Genomic DNA, 15,665 nt, shown 5'->3' on the forward strand with positions numbered 1-15,665 from the left:
GGGCGTCTGGCTCCGTGGGAGGGGCTTCAGCCGCGACAACATCACCGCAGCGCTTCTCTGACGTTCAGACCGCCTGCGGATGCAGGCGATAGCGCCGCACCAGCCATTTCTCCAGCTCTGCCAGGGAAAATAGCACCAGGCCCGCCAGCAGCACGCGCAGCCATTGTTCCAGGCTCAGGCCAACCGAGTTGAACAGGTTTTGCAGCGGCGGGGCGTAGGTGAACAGTGCCTGCAACACCAGGCACAGGGCGATGGTCACCAGCACCGCGCGATTACCCAGCAGGGCCTCACGGCTGAGCACCGAGCCGAACAGGCTGCGGCAGTTGAGCAGATAGAAGATTTCGCACATCACCACGGCGTTGACCGCCACGGTCCTTGCACTGCTCAGGTCGTTGCCGAGCTGCAGTTCCCAAAGGAAAAGGGCGATGCCGGCACCGGCGATGAGCACCGAGATCATCACCACGCGCCAGACGAAAAAGCCAGACAGCAGGGGCTCGTTCGGCGCCCGCGGCGCGCGGTTCATGAGCCCGCGTTCGCTGGGCTCGAAAGCCAGCGCCAGGCCCAGCGTGCTGGATGTGACCATGTTGATCCACAGCACCTGCGCCGGGGTCAGCGGCAGCAGCACCTGGAACAGGATGGCGAAGATCACGATCAACGCCTGGCCGCCGTTGGTGGGCAGGGCGAAAAGGATGAATTTCTTCAGGTTGTCGTAGATCGCCCGACCCTCGCGTACGGCACCGGCGATGGTGGCGAAGTTGTCGTCGGCCAGCACCACTTCGGCGGCTTCCTTGGCCGCTTCGGTACCCTTCAGGCCCATGGCGACACCGACGTCGGCGCGCTTCAGCGCGGGGGCATCGTTGACGCCGTCGCCGGTCATGGCGACCACCTGGCCGCTGTCCTGCATTGCCTGCACCAGGCGCAGCTTGTGCTCGGGACTGGCGCGGGCGAATACCTCCACGCCGGGCAGCACCTCGCGCAGGCGACGGTCATCGAGCAGTTCCAGCTCGGCACCGGTCATTGCCGGCAGGCCGACGCCGATGCCCAGTTGCGCGCCGATGGCGCGTGCGGTTTCGGCGTGATCACCGGTGATCATCTTGACTCGGATGTCGGCGCGCTGGCATTCGGCGACGGCGACGATGGCTTCCGCGCGCGGTGGATCGATGATGCCGATCAGAGCCAGCAGGGTCAGGCCATCTTCTACGTCGGCGAAATTCAGCGTGCGCTGCTCAGCCGGCGCCGCCTTGCTGGCCAGGGCCAGCAGGCGCAGGCCACGGGCAGCCAGGTCGGTGGCCTGGCGTCGCCAGTAATCGGTGTCCAGTGGGGCATTGCTGCCATCGGCACTGCGTTGGCTGGTGCACATTTCCAGCACCCGCTCGGGAGCACCCTTGAGGTAGATCAGGCCATGGCCCGTGTGGTCGTGGTGCAGGGTGGCCATGAAGCGATGCTCGGACTCGAACGGAATGGCGTCGCTGCGTGGTAACTGCGCCTGCAGGGTTTGGATATCGAGGCCGCTTTTCAGCGCCAGGGTCAGCAGCGCGCCTTCGGTGGGGTCACCGTGCAGCCGCCAGTGGCCGGCATCGTTCTGATGCAGGCGGGCGTCGTTGCACAGTTGCGCGGCGCGCGCGATCTCCAGCAGTTCGGCGTCGGGCTCGCGCAGCGCACCGTCCTGGTGGAAGGCGCCTTCCGGGGCGTAGCCAACACCCGAGACATCGAGGACGCGGCTGGCGCTGACCACGCGCTGCACGGTCATCTCGTTGCGGGTCAGGGTGCCGGTCTTGTCCGAGCAGATCACCGTCACCGAGCCCAGCGTTTCCACCGCCGGCAGGCGACGCACGATGGCGTTGTGCCCGGCCATGCGCTGTACGCCGAGGGCGAGGATCACCGTCATGATCGCCGGTAGCCCTTCAGGGATGGCCGCTGCGGTCAGGGCGACCACCATCATGAACATGTCGCCGGGGTCCTGGCCGTTCCACAGAATGCCGAGGACGAAGGTGGCGAAGGCGAGGATCAGGATGATCACCGCCAGCCAGCGGCTGAACTGTTCGATCTGCCGCAGCAGCGGAGTGGATAGTGCCTGCACCTGTTGCAGCATGGCGCCGATGCGCCCCAGCTCGGTGTCGGCGCCCGTGGCCACCACCACGCCGGTGGCCTGGCCGCTGCTGACCAGGGTTCCGGAGTAAGCCATGCAGCGGCGGTCGCCGAGCGCAGCGTCGGCCTGGCAGTGGGCCACGGATTTTTCCACCGGCACCGATTCGCCGGTCAGTGCGGCTTCCTCCACCAGCAGGTTCTTCACGCTGAGCAGGCGCAGGTCGGCCGGCACCTTGTCACCGGATACCAGCAGCACGATGTCGCCGGGGACCAGGTATTCGGCGTCGATTTCGTGGCGTTCGCCGTCGCGCAGCACCATGGCCTGAGGCGAAAGCATGTTGCGGATGGCGTCCAGCGCATTCTCTGCCTTGCCTTCCTGGATGAAGCCGATGATCACGTTGATCAGCACGGCGGCGAGGATCACCGAGGTGTCGACCCAATGGCCGAGCAGCGCGGTGATGATGGCGGCCACCAGCATCAGGTAGAGCAGCACGTTATGGAACTGATAGAGCAGGCGCAGCAGTGGTCCACGGCGTTGTGGCGGTGGCAGGCGGTTGGCGCCGTGGCTTTGCAGGCGCCGTTCGGCTTCGCCCTGGCTGAGGCCACTGGCGTTGCTGTGCTGCGCCTCGAGTGCTTGTTGTGCAGTCAAACCGTGCCAAGCGTGGTCACTATGTTGAGAGGGGGAATTGCCCATGAGGCACGTCTCCTTCGGTGAACCGGGCTGCGCTTGCCGGTCGCCTTCGGGCGGCGCAACAAGCAGTCCTGATCACCCTAGTCCGCTTTCGCGCGTATGGCCTGACCTGCATCAAGGAGTGCGGCGCCGGCAGGCGCTTGAATGTAACTCGGTGTTAAACCCATGGAGGAAACGAGATGATCAAGATTCTGGTAGCGACCGACCTGTCCGAGCGTTCGGCGCATGCGGTGCAGCGTGCCGTGCAACTGGTCCGTCGCCAGGGTGGCGGCGAGTGGAGTCTGCTGCATGTGATCGATGACGATGCGCCGGCCGCGCACGTGCAGCGTCAGGTGCAACAGGCAGAGACGCTCCTGCAGGCGCAGGCCGAGCGCCTTGGTGAACAGGCCGGCAGCGTTCCGCGAGTGATAGTCGGCACTGGCGAAGCTGCCGCGGTTATCGTCGAAAGCGCTCGAGGCATGGGCGCCGATCTGCTGGTGGTGGGGGCGCATCGCAAGTCGGCGCTGCGCGATTTCTTCGTCGGTACCACGCTCGAGCGCGTCGTGCGCAGCAGCCATCTGCCGGTGCTGCGGGTCAATGGACCGGTCACCCATGAGTACCGTCATGCGCTGTTGGCGATGGATCTGTCGCGCACCTCGCAAAATGCCCTCAAGCGCGCACGCGAATTGGGACTGGCGAGCCTCGATAACCTGCATGTGGCCAGCGCGGTCGAGCCGGTAGCGGCGGGTGCCGTGATGGAGGCAGGGATCAGCGCCGAGGTGCTGGAGAACCAGCGCGAACTGCTTCGTCAGCAACTGGTGGAGCGCCTGGATGCACTCGGCGCGACGCTGAACCATGAGCGCCTGCTGGTGCAGATCGGATCGCCCGAAGGGGTGATCGGCGAGGCCTTGCGTCTCTCCGGGGCCGACCTGCTGGTACTTGGCACCCATGCCCGTGAAGGCGTCTCGCGCTTCTTCCTGGGCAGCGTGGCCAGCCGCCTGCTGGGCTCGCTAGACTGCGATGCGTTGATCGTGCCGCCGGCTGGCTGAACGGCTCCGACCTGTAGCCTGGATGAAATCCAGGGAGCCCTTGCAAAGCCCCGGATTGCACCCGGGCTGCGCGGTGAATTAGGCGGCTTCGGCTTCGGTCGGCACCATGGCCGACGTTTCCAGTCGTAGGGCGCAGGCGATTGCGGCCTGGCTGTGCCGTGCCAGTTCGTTGCGGCTGCGTGATTCGCTGGGGATCGGCGCGAGCAGGCGGATTTCCACCTCGCAGGCGGAACTGGAAAGCAGGCGCAGAAGGTGCGAGAGCATGTCGTCGTCGCCCACGAACGGCGCCACCATGCAGGGTTGGCCATCGCGCAAGTAACGGATGGCCACAGGTTGCAGCGCCACGCCGCTGTCGATGGCGCTGCTCAGCAGACGACCGTGAAAGGTGCGCAGGGCGAGGCCGTCGGTGGTGGTACCTTCGGGGAAGATCAGTAGGTGATGACCCTGTTGCAGATGGCGGGTGAGTTGCTGGCCGACCTGGCTGCTGTCACCTGCGCCACGACGGATGAACAGCGTCCCTCCCTTGTGTGCCAGCCAGCCGGCCAGCGGCCAGGCACGTACTTCGGCTTTGGACAGGAAGGACAGCGGCTGCAGGGCGCCGAGCAGCGGAATGTCCGTCCACGACACATGGTTGGCGACCCACAGCATCGGTTGCGTCGGCAGTTCGCCTTCGACTCGTACGCGAAATGGCAGGGCGCCGCCCAGGCGTGCCAGGAACCAGCGCGTCAGGCGCTGGCGCAGCGGCATCAGGTCGTGCCGTACTGCGCGTTCGCACAGGCCGACGATGCCGGCCAGCAGGGTGCCGAAGGCGATTACCAGGGCCAGGTGCAGCAGGCGCAGGGCCAGGCGCAGTCGGGTCATGCAGGACTCCAGATGAAAAAAGCCGGCCTCTGTCTACAGGGCCGGCGCAGGGTATGCAAGTGTTGCTGTCAGACTGCCGCCTTGAAGTGGCGGGCGTAGCGCGGGCACAGCTCGTCACGCTTGAGCAGGATGAACACGTCGGCCACCTGGAAGTCCTTGTCCCAGCACGGCTCGCCACAGATCTTCGCGCCCAGGCGCATGTAGGCCTTGAGCAGCGGCGGCATCTCGGCGATGACGTTGCCCGGCAGGTCCAGCTGCGGCAGCGGATGTTTGGGCTCGGCGCGCAGGTGTTCGGTGCACAGGTAGCGCTCGCGCAGGCGCTGCATCACGGCATGGGCCTGGATGCCTCCGTCCTGCATGGAGATGCTGGCGCAGCCCATCAGGTAGCTGTAGCCGCCCTCGTTGAGCACCTCGGCCAGCTCGCCCCAGAGCACGGCGATGGTGGCGCCGTTGCGGTAGGCGACATCGACGCAGGTGCGGCCGATCTCCAGCACCGGGCCTTCGAGGCCGGCCAGGCCGTGCAGGGCGAATTCCTCTTCGCTGTAGTAGCGACCGAGGCCCGCGGCGGCCTGATGGTCGAGCAAGCGGGTGGTAGCCACCAGTTGGCCGCTTTCCAGGTCGCGCACGCCGATATGGCGGCAGTGGATGTCGTAGTCGTCCATGTCCAGACCCAGTTCGGCGCCGTTGAGCTTGGCGTCGAATTCCGCGCTGAACACGCGGTAGCGCAAGGCCTGAGCTTCACGCAGGGCGGCGGGGCCTTGCAGGCGTTCGGCCTGCAGACGGCGAGCGTTTTGAGTCATGCCAGATCCTCCGTGTGCCGGCTGGATGCTTGCAGCCGGTCGATCTTGTTGGGCAAGCTCAGGCTAGGTAGCTGCGGTGTCACCACCGTGAAGCTTTTTTGATGCTTATGTGACGGCGGCTCAGGTGGACACTTTTAAAAACGTAGGCGAGGCAGCCAGTGCAAGGCAAAAACAGGCGAAAAAGCGGAGTTTACGAGCTGTAAATGAGCATTTTGAGCCTGTTTTTTACGCAGCAATGGCAACGCAGGTAGTTTTTAGAGGTGTCCGACTGCTGCTGCGAGGAGGTTTGTGATGCCCTGGTCGAGCCTGTTTCAGCCGGTCGAGCGTCTGACAGCCGACGCCGGGCTGGAAGACTGGTATGCGCGTCTGCTGGCGCGGCTGGGCGGCACGCCACAGCCCTTCGATCTAGCGCTGGTGGGCGGTTTGCAGGCGGCCACGCCGGGCCTGGCATTCCTGGCCGGCTACCAGGCCGCGTTGCGCATGTTGTGGCCGGCTGCACCGTGGACGGCCGGCGCACTATGCGTGACGGAGAATCGCAGCACCCGATCGGCGGATATGAATACGCGTATCGAAGGCCTGCAGATCAGTGGCCGCAAGGATTTCGTCACCGCCGCCGAAGGCGCCGACTGGTTGCTGGTGGCGGCACGCGAGGAGGGCGATGGGCAGCCGCCGCGGCTGGCCCTGGGCGTGGTGCGTCAGGGCGCGCCGGGCGTGCGCATCGAAGCGCTGCCGGCATTGCCACTGATGCCGGATATCGGCCATGCCCGTCTGCACCTGGATCAGGCTCAGTGCGAACGTCTGGCTGGCGACGGCTGGGATGACTACGTGAAACCCTTCCGCACCCTGGAGGATGTGTACGTGCTCACGGCGGTGAGTGCCTGGCTGTTCGGTATCGGTCGTGAAAGCGGCTGGCCGGGCGCCCTGCTGTTGCGTCTGCAGGCGCTGCTTGCTGGTTGCGCCGAAGTAGCCCGGCAAGCGCCCAACGCGCCGACCACGCATCTGTTGCTGGCCGGCCTGTTCGCTGAGCAGCAGGCGCTGGCAGGCGATCTGGAGGCCGCTCTGGCGATCGGCGCGCCGCACTGGGCCGACCTCTGGCAACGTGACAAGGGCTTGTTGCGCATCGCCGAGGCGGCACGGGCCAAGCGCCTGGAGAAAGCGCGGCGGATTGTCGCCGGCCTTTGATCCATATCAGTACCCTTGCAGCGGCGCGCGCATAAGGTTGTTTGGCGAATCATCCAAGAGGTTTCCATGCGCCGCGAGCCCATCGTGCTGTTCGATAACGGCAGCCACCAATGCCTGATGTTCGATGACCTGGTCAGCGGCGAAGGCGTGCAGTCCAACCAGTTCCTGATCACCGACAGCGAGCAGTACCTGCTGCTCGATCCGGGCGGCGACCTGACCTATACGCCGCTGTCGCTGGAGCTGTCCAAGCACATTCCAGTGCAGGACCTGACCTACATCTTCGCCTCGCACCAGGATCCGGACATCATCGCCTCGCTGGACAAGTGGCTGCTGCACACCCGTGCGCGGGTGATCTGCTCCAAGCTGTGGGCGCGCTTTCTACCGCACCTGACGGCCAACTACCTGGTGCTGAGCCGAGGCATCAATACCTTCGATCGCATCATCGCGCTGCCGGACCGGGGCCAAAGCATCCCGCTCGGCAAGTGCACGCTCAAGGCCGTGCCGGCGCACTTCCTGCACTCGGTGGGCAACTTCCAGGTGTATGACCCGGTGAGCAAGATCCTCTTCTCCGGCGACATGGGCGCCTCGATGGTCGACGACGCCTCGCCTGTGCGCGACTTCGTCAACCACGTACCGAACATGGAGGCCTTCCACCGTCGCTACATGGCCGGAAACAAGGCCTGCCGCCTGTGGGCAGCGATGGTGCGCGAGATGGATGTGGAGATGATCGTGCCGCAGCATGGCCGGCCTTTCGTTGGCCCGGAAATGATCAGCGCCTTCCTCTACTGGATCGAGAACCTCGAATGCGGTCTCGATCTGATGGGGCCGGAGGATTATCAGCTGCCCAAATGAGGGGCTGAGATGGCGGTTTCGTCGCTTCAAGCCTTCATCATCACCGTGCTAGGGTGCGCCACGATTTCTGATCGAGGCCGCCCATGCCCACTTCCTTGCTTCGTCGACTGAGCCTGGCGCTCGGTTTCAGCCTGGCTGCCAGCACCGCCCTGGCGGAAAGCTGGCCGCAAGCCGATTGGCAGCGCCAACCCCGTATCGAGAGTGCCGCCCTGGCCGAACTCGAACAGTACGCCTTTCCCGAGCGCGATGATGTCGAGCGCACGGGCGTGCGCACCGATGCGCTGGTGGTGATACGCGACGGGCAGATCGTCTACGAGCGCTACGCAGAACCTACCACGGCGCAAACGCCGCACCTGACCTGGTCGATGGCCAAGAGCCTGCTCGCTACCACTCTCGGTGTGGCCTACGGCGAAGGACGCTTCAAGCTCGATGCACCGGCCGCGCAGTATTACCCGGCGATGGCCGAGCATCCGCAGATCAAGATCGGCCATCTGCTCAACTGGGCCTCGGGTCTGGCCTGGGAAGAGGACTACGAGTACGCGCCGCTGAAATCCTCGGTGGTGGCCATGCTCTATACTCGCGGTCGCTCCGACATGGCCGCATTCACTGCCGCGCATGAGGCCGATGCCGCACCCGGTATGCGCTTTCGTTACTCCAGTGGCGACAGCAATGTGCTGGCGGCCGCGTTGCGCGGTATGGTCGGTGAGCAGGCCTACGCCGACTATCCCTGGACGGCTCTGTTCGAACCGCTGGGAATTACCAGCGCGACCTGGGAGCGCGATGCCAGCGGCACCTTCGTCGCCTCGTCCTATGCCTATCTGAACGCGCGCGATCTGGCCCGCGTCGGCCTGCTGATGCAGCGCGGTGGACGTTGGGGCGATCGGCAATTGCTGCCGTCGGCCTGGGTCGATTTCGTCTCCACGCCCTTCGCCGGTTATCAGCCACAGGGCTTCGCGCCAGGCGACGCGGTGCCGGGAGGGCACTGGTGGCTCAACGCCGAGTTGCCGGGCAGCACGCGGCCCTGGCCGGATGCACCGGTCGACACCATCGCCGCGCTGGGACATTGGGGGCAGGGCCTGTACGTGATGCCGCAGGAGAAGCTGGTGGTGGTGCGCTACGCCGATGACCGCGACCGCAGCTTCCAGCACAACGAATTGCTCAAGCGAGTGCAGGCGGCCTTCGCCGTGGAGGTGCAGCCATGATCCGTCGTCACCCGATTCTCAGTGTGCTGGCGCTGCTGCTGGTCCTGCTGCTGGCCTGGGCCTGGCCGAACCGCGCGCATCTGGCGGCGTTCCCCGACATCATTGGCGCCTACACGGCCAAGGAATATTGCTCCTGCCGTTACGTCAGCGGTAATCCGGCGGCCTATTGCGAAGGCTATGTCGCGCAGTACGTGCCGATCAGCAGTCTGCTCGATGATCAGGATGCCAAGCGTGTCACCGCCAGTGGACTGGGCCGCACCCACAGCGCGGCCTGGCTGGGCGAGCGGCAGGGTTGCCAGTTGCTGCCGGGCAAGTAGAGCCGGCCCTCTCCCATAAATGGGAGAGGGGAGCCAAGCGCATCTTGCTTTGCAACGCCGCGCATGGCGACTATCGTTGCCGCCTGGTCATGTCGTTTTCGAGTTCTCATGCGCCGTTCGCTTCTCGCCCTGTTGCTTGCTGCCGCCTTGCCCGTTCACGCCGATTGGTATCTGGACAACGAGTCTTCGCGGCTGTCATTCATTTCCACCCACTCCGGCAGCCAGTCGGAGGTGCATCGTTTCCTCACTCTGCATGGGCAGATCGCGCCCGATGGGCGTGCACGGCTGCGCGTGGATCTGGACTCGCTGAGCACCGGTATTGCACTGCGCGACGAACGTCTGCGTGCCATGTTGTTCGACACCTCGCGTCTGCCCGAGGCGCGCATCAGCGCCCGGATCGATCTGCCGCAACTCACCGACCTGGCGCCCGGCGCGCAGCTGGAGTTGCGCTTGCCGCTGCAACTGACCCTCAACGAGCGCACGCGCCAGCTGGACAGCGAGCTGCTGGTCACGCGCCTGGATGATCGGCGTTTTCAGGTGGTGACCCTGGCGCCACTGGTGTTGCACGCCGAAGACTTCGCCCTGGCCAGTGGTATCGAGGCGCTGCGCAAGGTCGCCGATCTGCCGGCCATTAGCCTTTCGGTGCCGGTGGGCGCCGTGCTGATCTTCACGGCGCGTTGAGCGTGCACAAACGCGGCCGCATCTTTCCCTGGCGCGGGGGCAATCGCTTCGAGTTGCTGCTGGACGGGCCGGCGTTCTTCCCACGCATGCTGGCGGCCATCGACGGCGCTCGCCAACAGGTGGAGATCGAGCTTTACCTGATCGAGGATGGCCGCTGCAGCGAACGCCTGGTCGATACGCTGTGTCGGGCGGCCGAGCGCGGCGTAGCGGTGCGTGGTCTGTTCGATGCCTATGGTGCGGCGGGCCTGGGTGCTGCGCTGCGTGAGCGCATGCAGGCCGCGGGCGTGCAGCTGCGCTGGTACAACCCTGTGCGCTGGCGGCGTGGTATCCGCAACTTTCACCGCGATCACCGCAAGCTGCTGCTGGTGGATCAGCGCCTGGCCTACGTCGGCGGTACCGGCTCCACCGATGAGTTCTGGTTGCCGGATGAAGCCAGCAGCCCCTGGCATGAAGCCATGGTCGAAATCGAAGGGCCATTGGTGGGCGACTGGCAGCAGTTGTTCGAGCACCTCTGGCGCGCGCGTTTTTCCTGGCGCCCGCGTCATCAGCCACTTCCCCTGAGCCTGCCCGAGTGCCCGCCGGTTGGCGTTGGTCTTGGGCGTGTGGCCTACGCCGATGCGGCGCAGCATCGCGACATCCTGCTCTCGCTGTTGCATGCGCTGAAGGGCGCCAGAAAGCGCGTGTGGCTGGCCACGCCCTACTTCCTGCCAACCTGGAAGATCCGCCGCGCCCTGCGCCGCGCAGCGGCCCGTGGCGTCGAGGTGCGCCTGCTGCTGGCCGGGCGCAATACCGACCATCCGCCGGTACGTTTCGCCGGCCAGCGCTATTACCCGAAGCTGCTCCGGGCCGGCGTGCGCATCTTCGAATACCAGCCACGTTTCCTGCACCTGAAGATGGTCCTGGTGGACGATTGGGTCAGCGTTGGTTCGTGCAACTTCGACCACTGGAACCTGCGCTTCAACCTCGACGCCAACGTCGAGGCGCTCGACCCGGACTTTACCCGGGCGGTAACGGCCAGCTTCATCGAGGACTTTGGCGTCAGCCGCGAAATCAGCCTCGAGGATTGGCGTCAGCGCCCCTGGTGGCGCCGCGCGCAGCAGCGCCTGTGGGGATGGCTGGATCGTCTGGCGGTGAACCTGCTGGACCGTTGGCGCTGACCCACTGCGGTGCGCTGAAGGCTCTATCTCAGGCGTTTCGTTCACATCTGGAAAAGCTTTGCCGCTTCGGCGGCAGAGAGCGGTTGCTATAGTCGCCAGCTCCCTTACGCCTGGCGCGCGGTCGTGACAGGCGTTCAGCCGCGAACCCGATACAGGAATGCGCCCGTGAAGAAAACCCTGCTCATCGCGATACTTTCCGCCAGCTTCCTTCCTCTATCCATGCTCCAGGCCTCGCCGCAGGGCAGCTACGGCCCGCAGCTGGAGGGCTTCGACTATCCCCACCCGATTCAGCGCTTCGACTTCAGCTCGCAACAGCAGGAGTTGTCGATGGGCTACATGGACGTGAAACCGACCGCCAAGGCCAATGGCCGCACGGCGGTGTTGCTGCATGGCAAGAATTTCTGTGGCGCCACCTGGGAGGCGACCATCAAAACCCTGAGCGATGCCGGCTACCGGGTGATCGCGCCGGATCAAATCGGTTTCTGCAGTTCGAGCAAGCCGCGCGGCTATCAGTTCAGTTTCGGCCAGTTGGCCAGCAATACCGACGCGCTGCTGGAGTCACTCGGCGTGGACAAGGCCACGGTGATCGGCCATTCCATGGGCGGCATGCTGGCCGCACGCTACGCGCTGGCGCATGCCGAGCGGGTCGAGAAACTGGTGCTGGTCAACCCCATCGGCCTCGAAGACTGGCAGGCCGAGGGCGTGCCCTACGTGACGGTCGACCAGCTCTACCAGGGCGAGCTGAAAACCTCTTACGAGGGCATCAAGGACTACCAGTTGAAGTTCTACTACAACGGCGTGTGGAAGCCCGAGTACGACCGCTGGGTGGACATGCTTTATGGCATGTACAACGGGCCGGGTAAGGAGATCGTCGCCTGGAACCAGGCGCAGACGGCGGAGATGCTCTTCACCCAGCCGGTGGTGCATGAGTTCGCCAACATCGAGGCGCCGACCCTGCTGCTGATCGGTGGCAAGGATCGCACCGCCCCAGGCGCCAACCGTGCACCGGAGGACGTCGCCAAGCGCCTTGGCAACTACCCGGAACTGGGGCGAAAGACTGCCGAAGCGATCCCCGAGGCGATACTTGTGGAGTGGCCGGAGCTGGGCCATTCGCCGCAGGTGGAAGCGCCGGCGCTGTTCCACGAGGTGCTGTTGCGCGAACTGGCCGCTAGCGGTAACTGATCGACCTGGCAGAGCCTTGCCCCAGGCTCTGCCTCTTCTTCTGGACGCCATTCGCGTCGTCCTCTGGCAGCACCTTTCGGTGCCTGCCTGCAAATAGTTCCCCAACCTGCCTGATGGTCTGTCATTCAGCAAGCTGAGGTCGGCCCGTACGCGCCCGTGTCAGGGCGTTATTCATCCTTTCGGGCGACAGGTGAAATCCCTCCTTGGTGCGCTTATCCGAGGTGTGGTCGCTGCGTAGGGTTCCCTGCAGTTGCACCCCACTTCAGGAGACCCGCATGACAAGAACAAGAGGGCCCGGACTATTCCAGCCGCACACCTTGGCTTTGGCCGTCGCCGTCGGTTTCGCCGCCCCGGTGCAGGCCGTCAATTTCAATATCGGTGAGATCGAAGGGCAGTTCGACAGCTCGCTGTCGGTCGGTGCCAGTTGGTCCATGCGCAGTCCGGATCGCGATCTGATCGGTCCCAACAACGGTGGCCAGGGCCAGGCGCAGACTGGCGACGACGGGCGCTTGAACTTCAAGAAGGGCGAGACCTTCTCGAAGATCTTCAAGGGCATCCATGACCTCGAGCTGAAGTACCGCGATACCGGCGTCTTCGTGCGCGGCAAGTACTGGTACGACTTCGAGCTGAAGGACGAGAGCCGCCGCTTCAAGGACATCGACGACCACAACCGCAAGGAGGGCGCCAAGTCCTCGGGAGCGGAAATTCTCGATGCCTTCCTCTACCACAACTACGCCATCGGTGATCTGCCCGGCACGGTACGGGTCGGCAAGCAGGTGGTGAGCTGGGGCGAGAGCACCTTCATCGGCAACAGCATCAACTCGATCAACCCCATCGACGTCGCCGCCTTCCGCCGTCCCGGCGCGGAGATCAAGGAAGGCCTGATTCCGGTGAACATGCTCTACCTGTCGCAGAGCCTCAGCGACCGCCTGAGCATGGAGGCCTTCTACCAGCTGGAATGGGACCAGACCATCCTCGACAACTGCGGTACCTTCTTCTCCACTGCCGATGTGGCCGCCGACGGCTGCGACAGCGGGTATCACATCGGCTCGCCGGCCATCGCGCCGTTGCAGCCGGTGGCTGCAGCGTTCGGCCAGGGCTTCCAGGTCGACAGCGAAGGGGTGATCCTGCCGCGTGCCGGTGATCGCGATGCGCGTGACAGTGGCCAGTGGGGTGCTGCGCTGCGTTGGCTGGGCGACGAGACCGAGTACGGCCTGTACTTCATGAACTACCACAGCCGTACGCCCATCGTCGGTACACAGAATGCCGGCCTGGCGACCCTGGCTGCGCTGCCGGGGATCATCGGTACCGCCAATGGCATCGTGCCGGGCAGCGGTGCTGGCCTCGCGCAAAGCGTGATGCTCGGCAATGGCCGCTACTTCCTCGACTACCCCGAGGACATCCGTCTCTACGGCGCGAGCTTCTCCACCACGCTGCCGACCGGCACCGCGTGGAGCGGCGAGATCAGCTACCGGCCGAACCTGCCGCTGCAGATCAACACCACCGACCTGACCCTGAGCCTGCTCAACCCCATCGCGCCGGGCACCTCGCCGGTCACCGCCGGGCCGGGCCAGGACAACGTCGGCTACCGGCGCAAGGAAGTGACCCAGGTGCAAACCACCTTCACTCACTTCTTCGATCAGGTGATGGGCGCCGGGCGCTTCACCCTGGTGGGCGAGATCGGCATGGCCCATGTCGGCGGCCTGGAAAGTCGCGAAGACCTGCGCTACGGCCGCGATTCGCTGTTCGGTGCCTATGGCTTCCGCGGCGACACCCATGGCTTCGTCACCAGCACCTCCTGGGGTTACCGCGTTCGCGGTATCTGGGAGTACAGCAACGTGTTCGCCGGGGTGAACCTCAAGCCGAACGTGTCCTGGTCGCATGACGTGGACGGCTACGGCCCCAACGGCCTGTTCAACGAGGGGGCCAAGGCGGTGAGCTTCGGCATCGATGCCGACTACCGCAACACCTACACCGCCAGCCTCTCGTACACCGACTTCTTCGGCGGCAAGTACAACACCGCGGTCGACCGCGACTTCCTGGCGCTCAGCTTCGGCGTGAGCTTCTAGGCCATCAGGATCAGTTGAGGAATGCAGATGAATACAACCCTGAAGATGCTCGGCGCGCTGTCCCTGAGCCTGCTGGCCGGTAGCGTGCTGGCGGCGGTCAGCGAGCAGGAAGCAGCCAAGCTCGGTAACAGCCTGACCCCGCTGGGTGCGGAGATGGCCGGCAACAATGCCGGCACCATCCCGGCCTGGACCGGCGGCCTGGCCAGTGACGCCGGGCAGGTCGACGCCCGCGGCTTTCTGAGTGACCCCTATGCCGGCGAGCAGCCGCTGTTCACCATCACCGCGCAGAACCTGGAGCAGTACCGCGACCAGCTCACACCCGGTCAGTTGGCGATGTTCAAGCGCTATCCGGAAAGCTACCGCATGCCGGTCTACCCGACCCATCGTAGTGCGGCTGTGCCGGAGCGGATCTACGAGGCCGCCAGACGCAGCGCGTTGAATACCGGGCTGGTGGAGGGAGGCAACGGCCTGACCAATTTCAATGACAGCCGCTACTACGCTTTCCCGATCCCGCAGAACGGCCTGGAGGTGGTGTGGAACCACATCACCCGTTATCGCGGTGGCAACCTCAAGCGCAGCATTGTCCAGGCGTCGCCGCAGACCAATGGCGCCTACACCCTGGTGAACTTCGAGGACGAGGTCGCCTTCCCCGACAACGTTCCGGATATCGACCCGGCGAAGGCAGAGAACACCCTGCTGCTGTTCAAGCAGCGGGTTACTGCGCCGTCGCGTCTGGCCGGCAACGTACTGCTGGTGCACGACTCGCTCGACCAGGTGCGCGAACCGCGCATGGCGTGGATCTACAACGCCGGCCAGCGCCGTGTGCGTCGTGCGCCGCAGGTGGCGTACGACGGTCCGGGTACCGCCGCCGACGGCCTGCGCACCACCGACAACTTCGACATGTTCAGCGGTGCGCCGGATCGTTACGACTGGAAGCTGGTAGGCAAACGCGAGGCGTTCATTCCCTACAACAACTTCCGTCTGGCCTCGCCGCAGGTGAAGTACAGCGACATCCTCAAGGCTGGCCATATCAACCAGGATCTGGCGCGCTACGAGCTGCACCGGGTCTGGGAGGTGGAAGCCACGCTGAAGAGCGGTGAGCGCAACATCTACGCCAAGCGGCGCTTCTTCGTCGACGAGGACTCCTGGCAGATTGCTTTATCCGAGCATTACGACGGCCGTGGTCAGCTCTGGCGTGTGGGTGAGGCGCTGTTGTTCCAGCAGTACGACAAGCAGGTGCCGGTGTACGCGCTGGAAGCCCTCTACGACGTGATCGCTGGTCGCTACATCGCCATCGGCATGGCCAACGAGGAGCGCACCGCGGTGCAGTACGGCACCCAGGCTTCGGCCAAGGACTTCACCCCGGCCGCGCTGCGTAACGCTGGCGTTCGCTGACTCGGCAGCAGTCTGAACAAGCCGGTGGCGCCTTGCGTGCCACCGGCTTTTTTCTGCCTGCTTCTCTCACGTGAATCTCACGCCATAAGCGTCAAGGGGTGGTCGTGAGCGGTGAGCGGGGTACCATCGCCGGGTGGTTCAACAATGACAAGCAGAGAGA

At 64.9% G+C, this 15,665-nt stretch carries 13 protein-coding genes; 10 read left to right on the forward strand and 3 right to left on the reverse strand.

From position 1 onward, the window contains the following. Positions 1-64: 64 nt before the first annotated feature. On the reverse strand, positions 65-2,782 hold the full coding sequence (locus EL191_RS05955; protein WP_041977321.1) for a cation-transporting P-type ATPase: 2,718 nt from the start codon (positions 2,780-2,782) through the stop codon (positions 65-67). 176 nt (positions 2,783-2,958) lie between these two features. Between EL191_RS05955 and EL191_RS05960 the strand changes: the two genes are divergently transcribed. Beyond that, positions 2,959-3,807, forward strand: a complete 849-nt coding sequence (locus EL191_RS05960; RefSeq protein WP_013714314.1) for a universal stress protein — start codon at positions 2,959-2,961, stop codon at positions 3,805-3,807. Between the two features lie 78 nt (positions 3,808-3,885). On the opposite strand, the gene EL191_RS05965 is transcribed toward EL191_RS05960, so the two are convergent. Continuing rightward, the gene (locus EL191_RS05965; protein WP_013714315.1) at positions 3,886-4,668 is read right to left on the reverse strand and encodes a lysophospholipid acyltransferase family protein; all 783 of its coding nucleotides are present in this window, start codon (positions 4,666-4,668) and stop codon (positions 3,886-3,888) included. Between the two features lie 68 nt (positions 4,669-4,736). Continuing rightward, positions 4,737-5,468, reverse strand: coding sequence for an L-ornithine N(alpha)-acyltransferase (gene olsB / locus EL191_RS05970; protein ID WP_013714316.1), 732 nt, complete (start codon positions 5,466-5,468; stop codon positions 4,737-4,739). A 291-nt stretch (positions 5,469-5,759) separates the two neighbouring features. Here olsB and EL191_RS05980 point away from each other — a divergent pair, with 291 nt between their 5' ends. The 9 genes from EL191_RS05980 to EL191_RS06020 all read left to right on the forward strand — a co-directional run bounded on the left by EL191_RS05980 (position 5,760) and on the right by EL191_RS06020 (position 15,505). Beyond that, positions 5,760-6,650, forward strand: coding sequence for an acyl-CoA dehydrogenase middle domain-containing protein (locus tag EL191_RS05980; RefSeq protein ID WP_041977324.1), 891 nt, complete (start codon positions 5,760-5,762; stop codon positions 6,648-6,650). 66 nt (positions 6,651-6,716) lie between these two features. Continuing rightward, positions 6,717-7,502 (forward strand): oxygen-binding di-iron domain-containing protein, encoded by a 786-nt coding sequence (locus EL191_RS05985; protein ID WP_041977326.1) that lies wholly within the window; start codon positions 6,717-6,719, stop codon positions 7,500-7,502. Positions 7,503-7,585: 83 nt separating this feature from the next. Further along, positions 7,586-8,704: a serine hydrolase domain-containing protein gene (locus EL191_RS05990; protein WP_041977328.1), complete on the forward strand. Its 1,119-nt coding sequence runs from the start codon at positions 7,586-7,588 to the stop codon at positions 8,702-8,704. After that, positions 8,701-9,021 (forward strand): hypothetical protein, encoded by a 321-nt coding sequence (locus EL191_RS05995; RefSeq protein WP_017361835.1) that lies wholly within the window; start codon positions 8,701-8,703, stop codon positions 9,019-9,021. The genes EL191_RS05990 and EL191_RS05995 overlap by 4 nt, the downstream gene beginning before the upstream one ends. A 108-nt stretch (positions 9,022-9,129) precedes the next feature. Further along, complete coding sequence (locus EL191_RS06000) at positions 9,130-9,702, forward strand: YceI family protein (protein WP_041977331.1); 573 nt, start codon at positions 9,130-9,132, stop codon at positions 9,700-9,702. A 2-nt stretch (positions 9,703-9,704) separates the two neighbouring features. Beyond that, positions 9,705-10,859, forward strand: coding sequence for a phospholipase D-like domain-containing protein (locus EL191_RS06005; RefSeq protein WP_232005512.1), 1,155 nt, complete (start codon positions 9,705-9,707; stop codon positions 10,857-10,859). A gap of 165 nt (positions 10,860-11,024) precedes the next feature. Beyond that, on the forward strand, positions 11,025-12,041 hold the full coding sequence (locus tag EL191_RS06010; protein WP_080764252.1) for an alpha/beta fold hydrolase: 1,017 nt from the start codon (positions 11,025-11,027) through the stop codon (positions 12,039-12,041). Between the two features lie 275 nt (positions 12,042-12,316). Then, positions 12,317-14,110, forward strand: a complete 1,794-nt coding sequence (locus tag EL191_RS06015) for a DUF1302 domain-containing protein (RefSeq protein ID WP_041977336.1) — start codon at positions 12,317-12,319, stop codon at positions 14,108-14,110. A 27-nt stretch (positions 14,111-14,137) separates the two neighbouring features. Further along, the gene (locus EL191_RS06020; RefSeq protein WP_026042003.1) at positions 14,138-15,505 is read left to right on the forward strand and encodes a DUF1329 domain-containing protein; all 1,368 of its coding nucleotides are present in this window, start codon (positions 14,138-14,140) and stop codon (positions 15,503-15,505) included. Positions 15,506-15,665 lie beyond the last annotated feature (160 nt).

It is taken from the genome of Pseudomonas mendocina (assembly GCF_900636545.1).
In the GTDB taxonomy this organism is placed as follows: domain Bacteria; phylum Pseudomonadota; class Gammaproteobacteria; order Pseudomonadales; family Pseudomonadaceae; genus Aquipseudomonas; species Aquipseudomonas mendocina.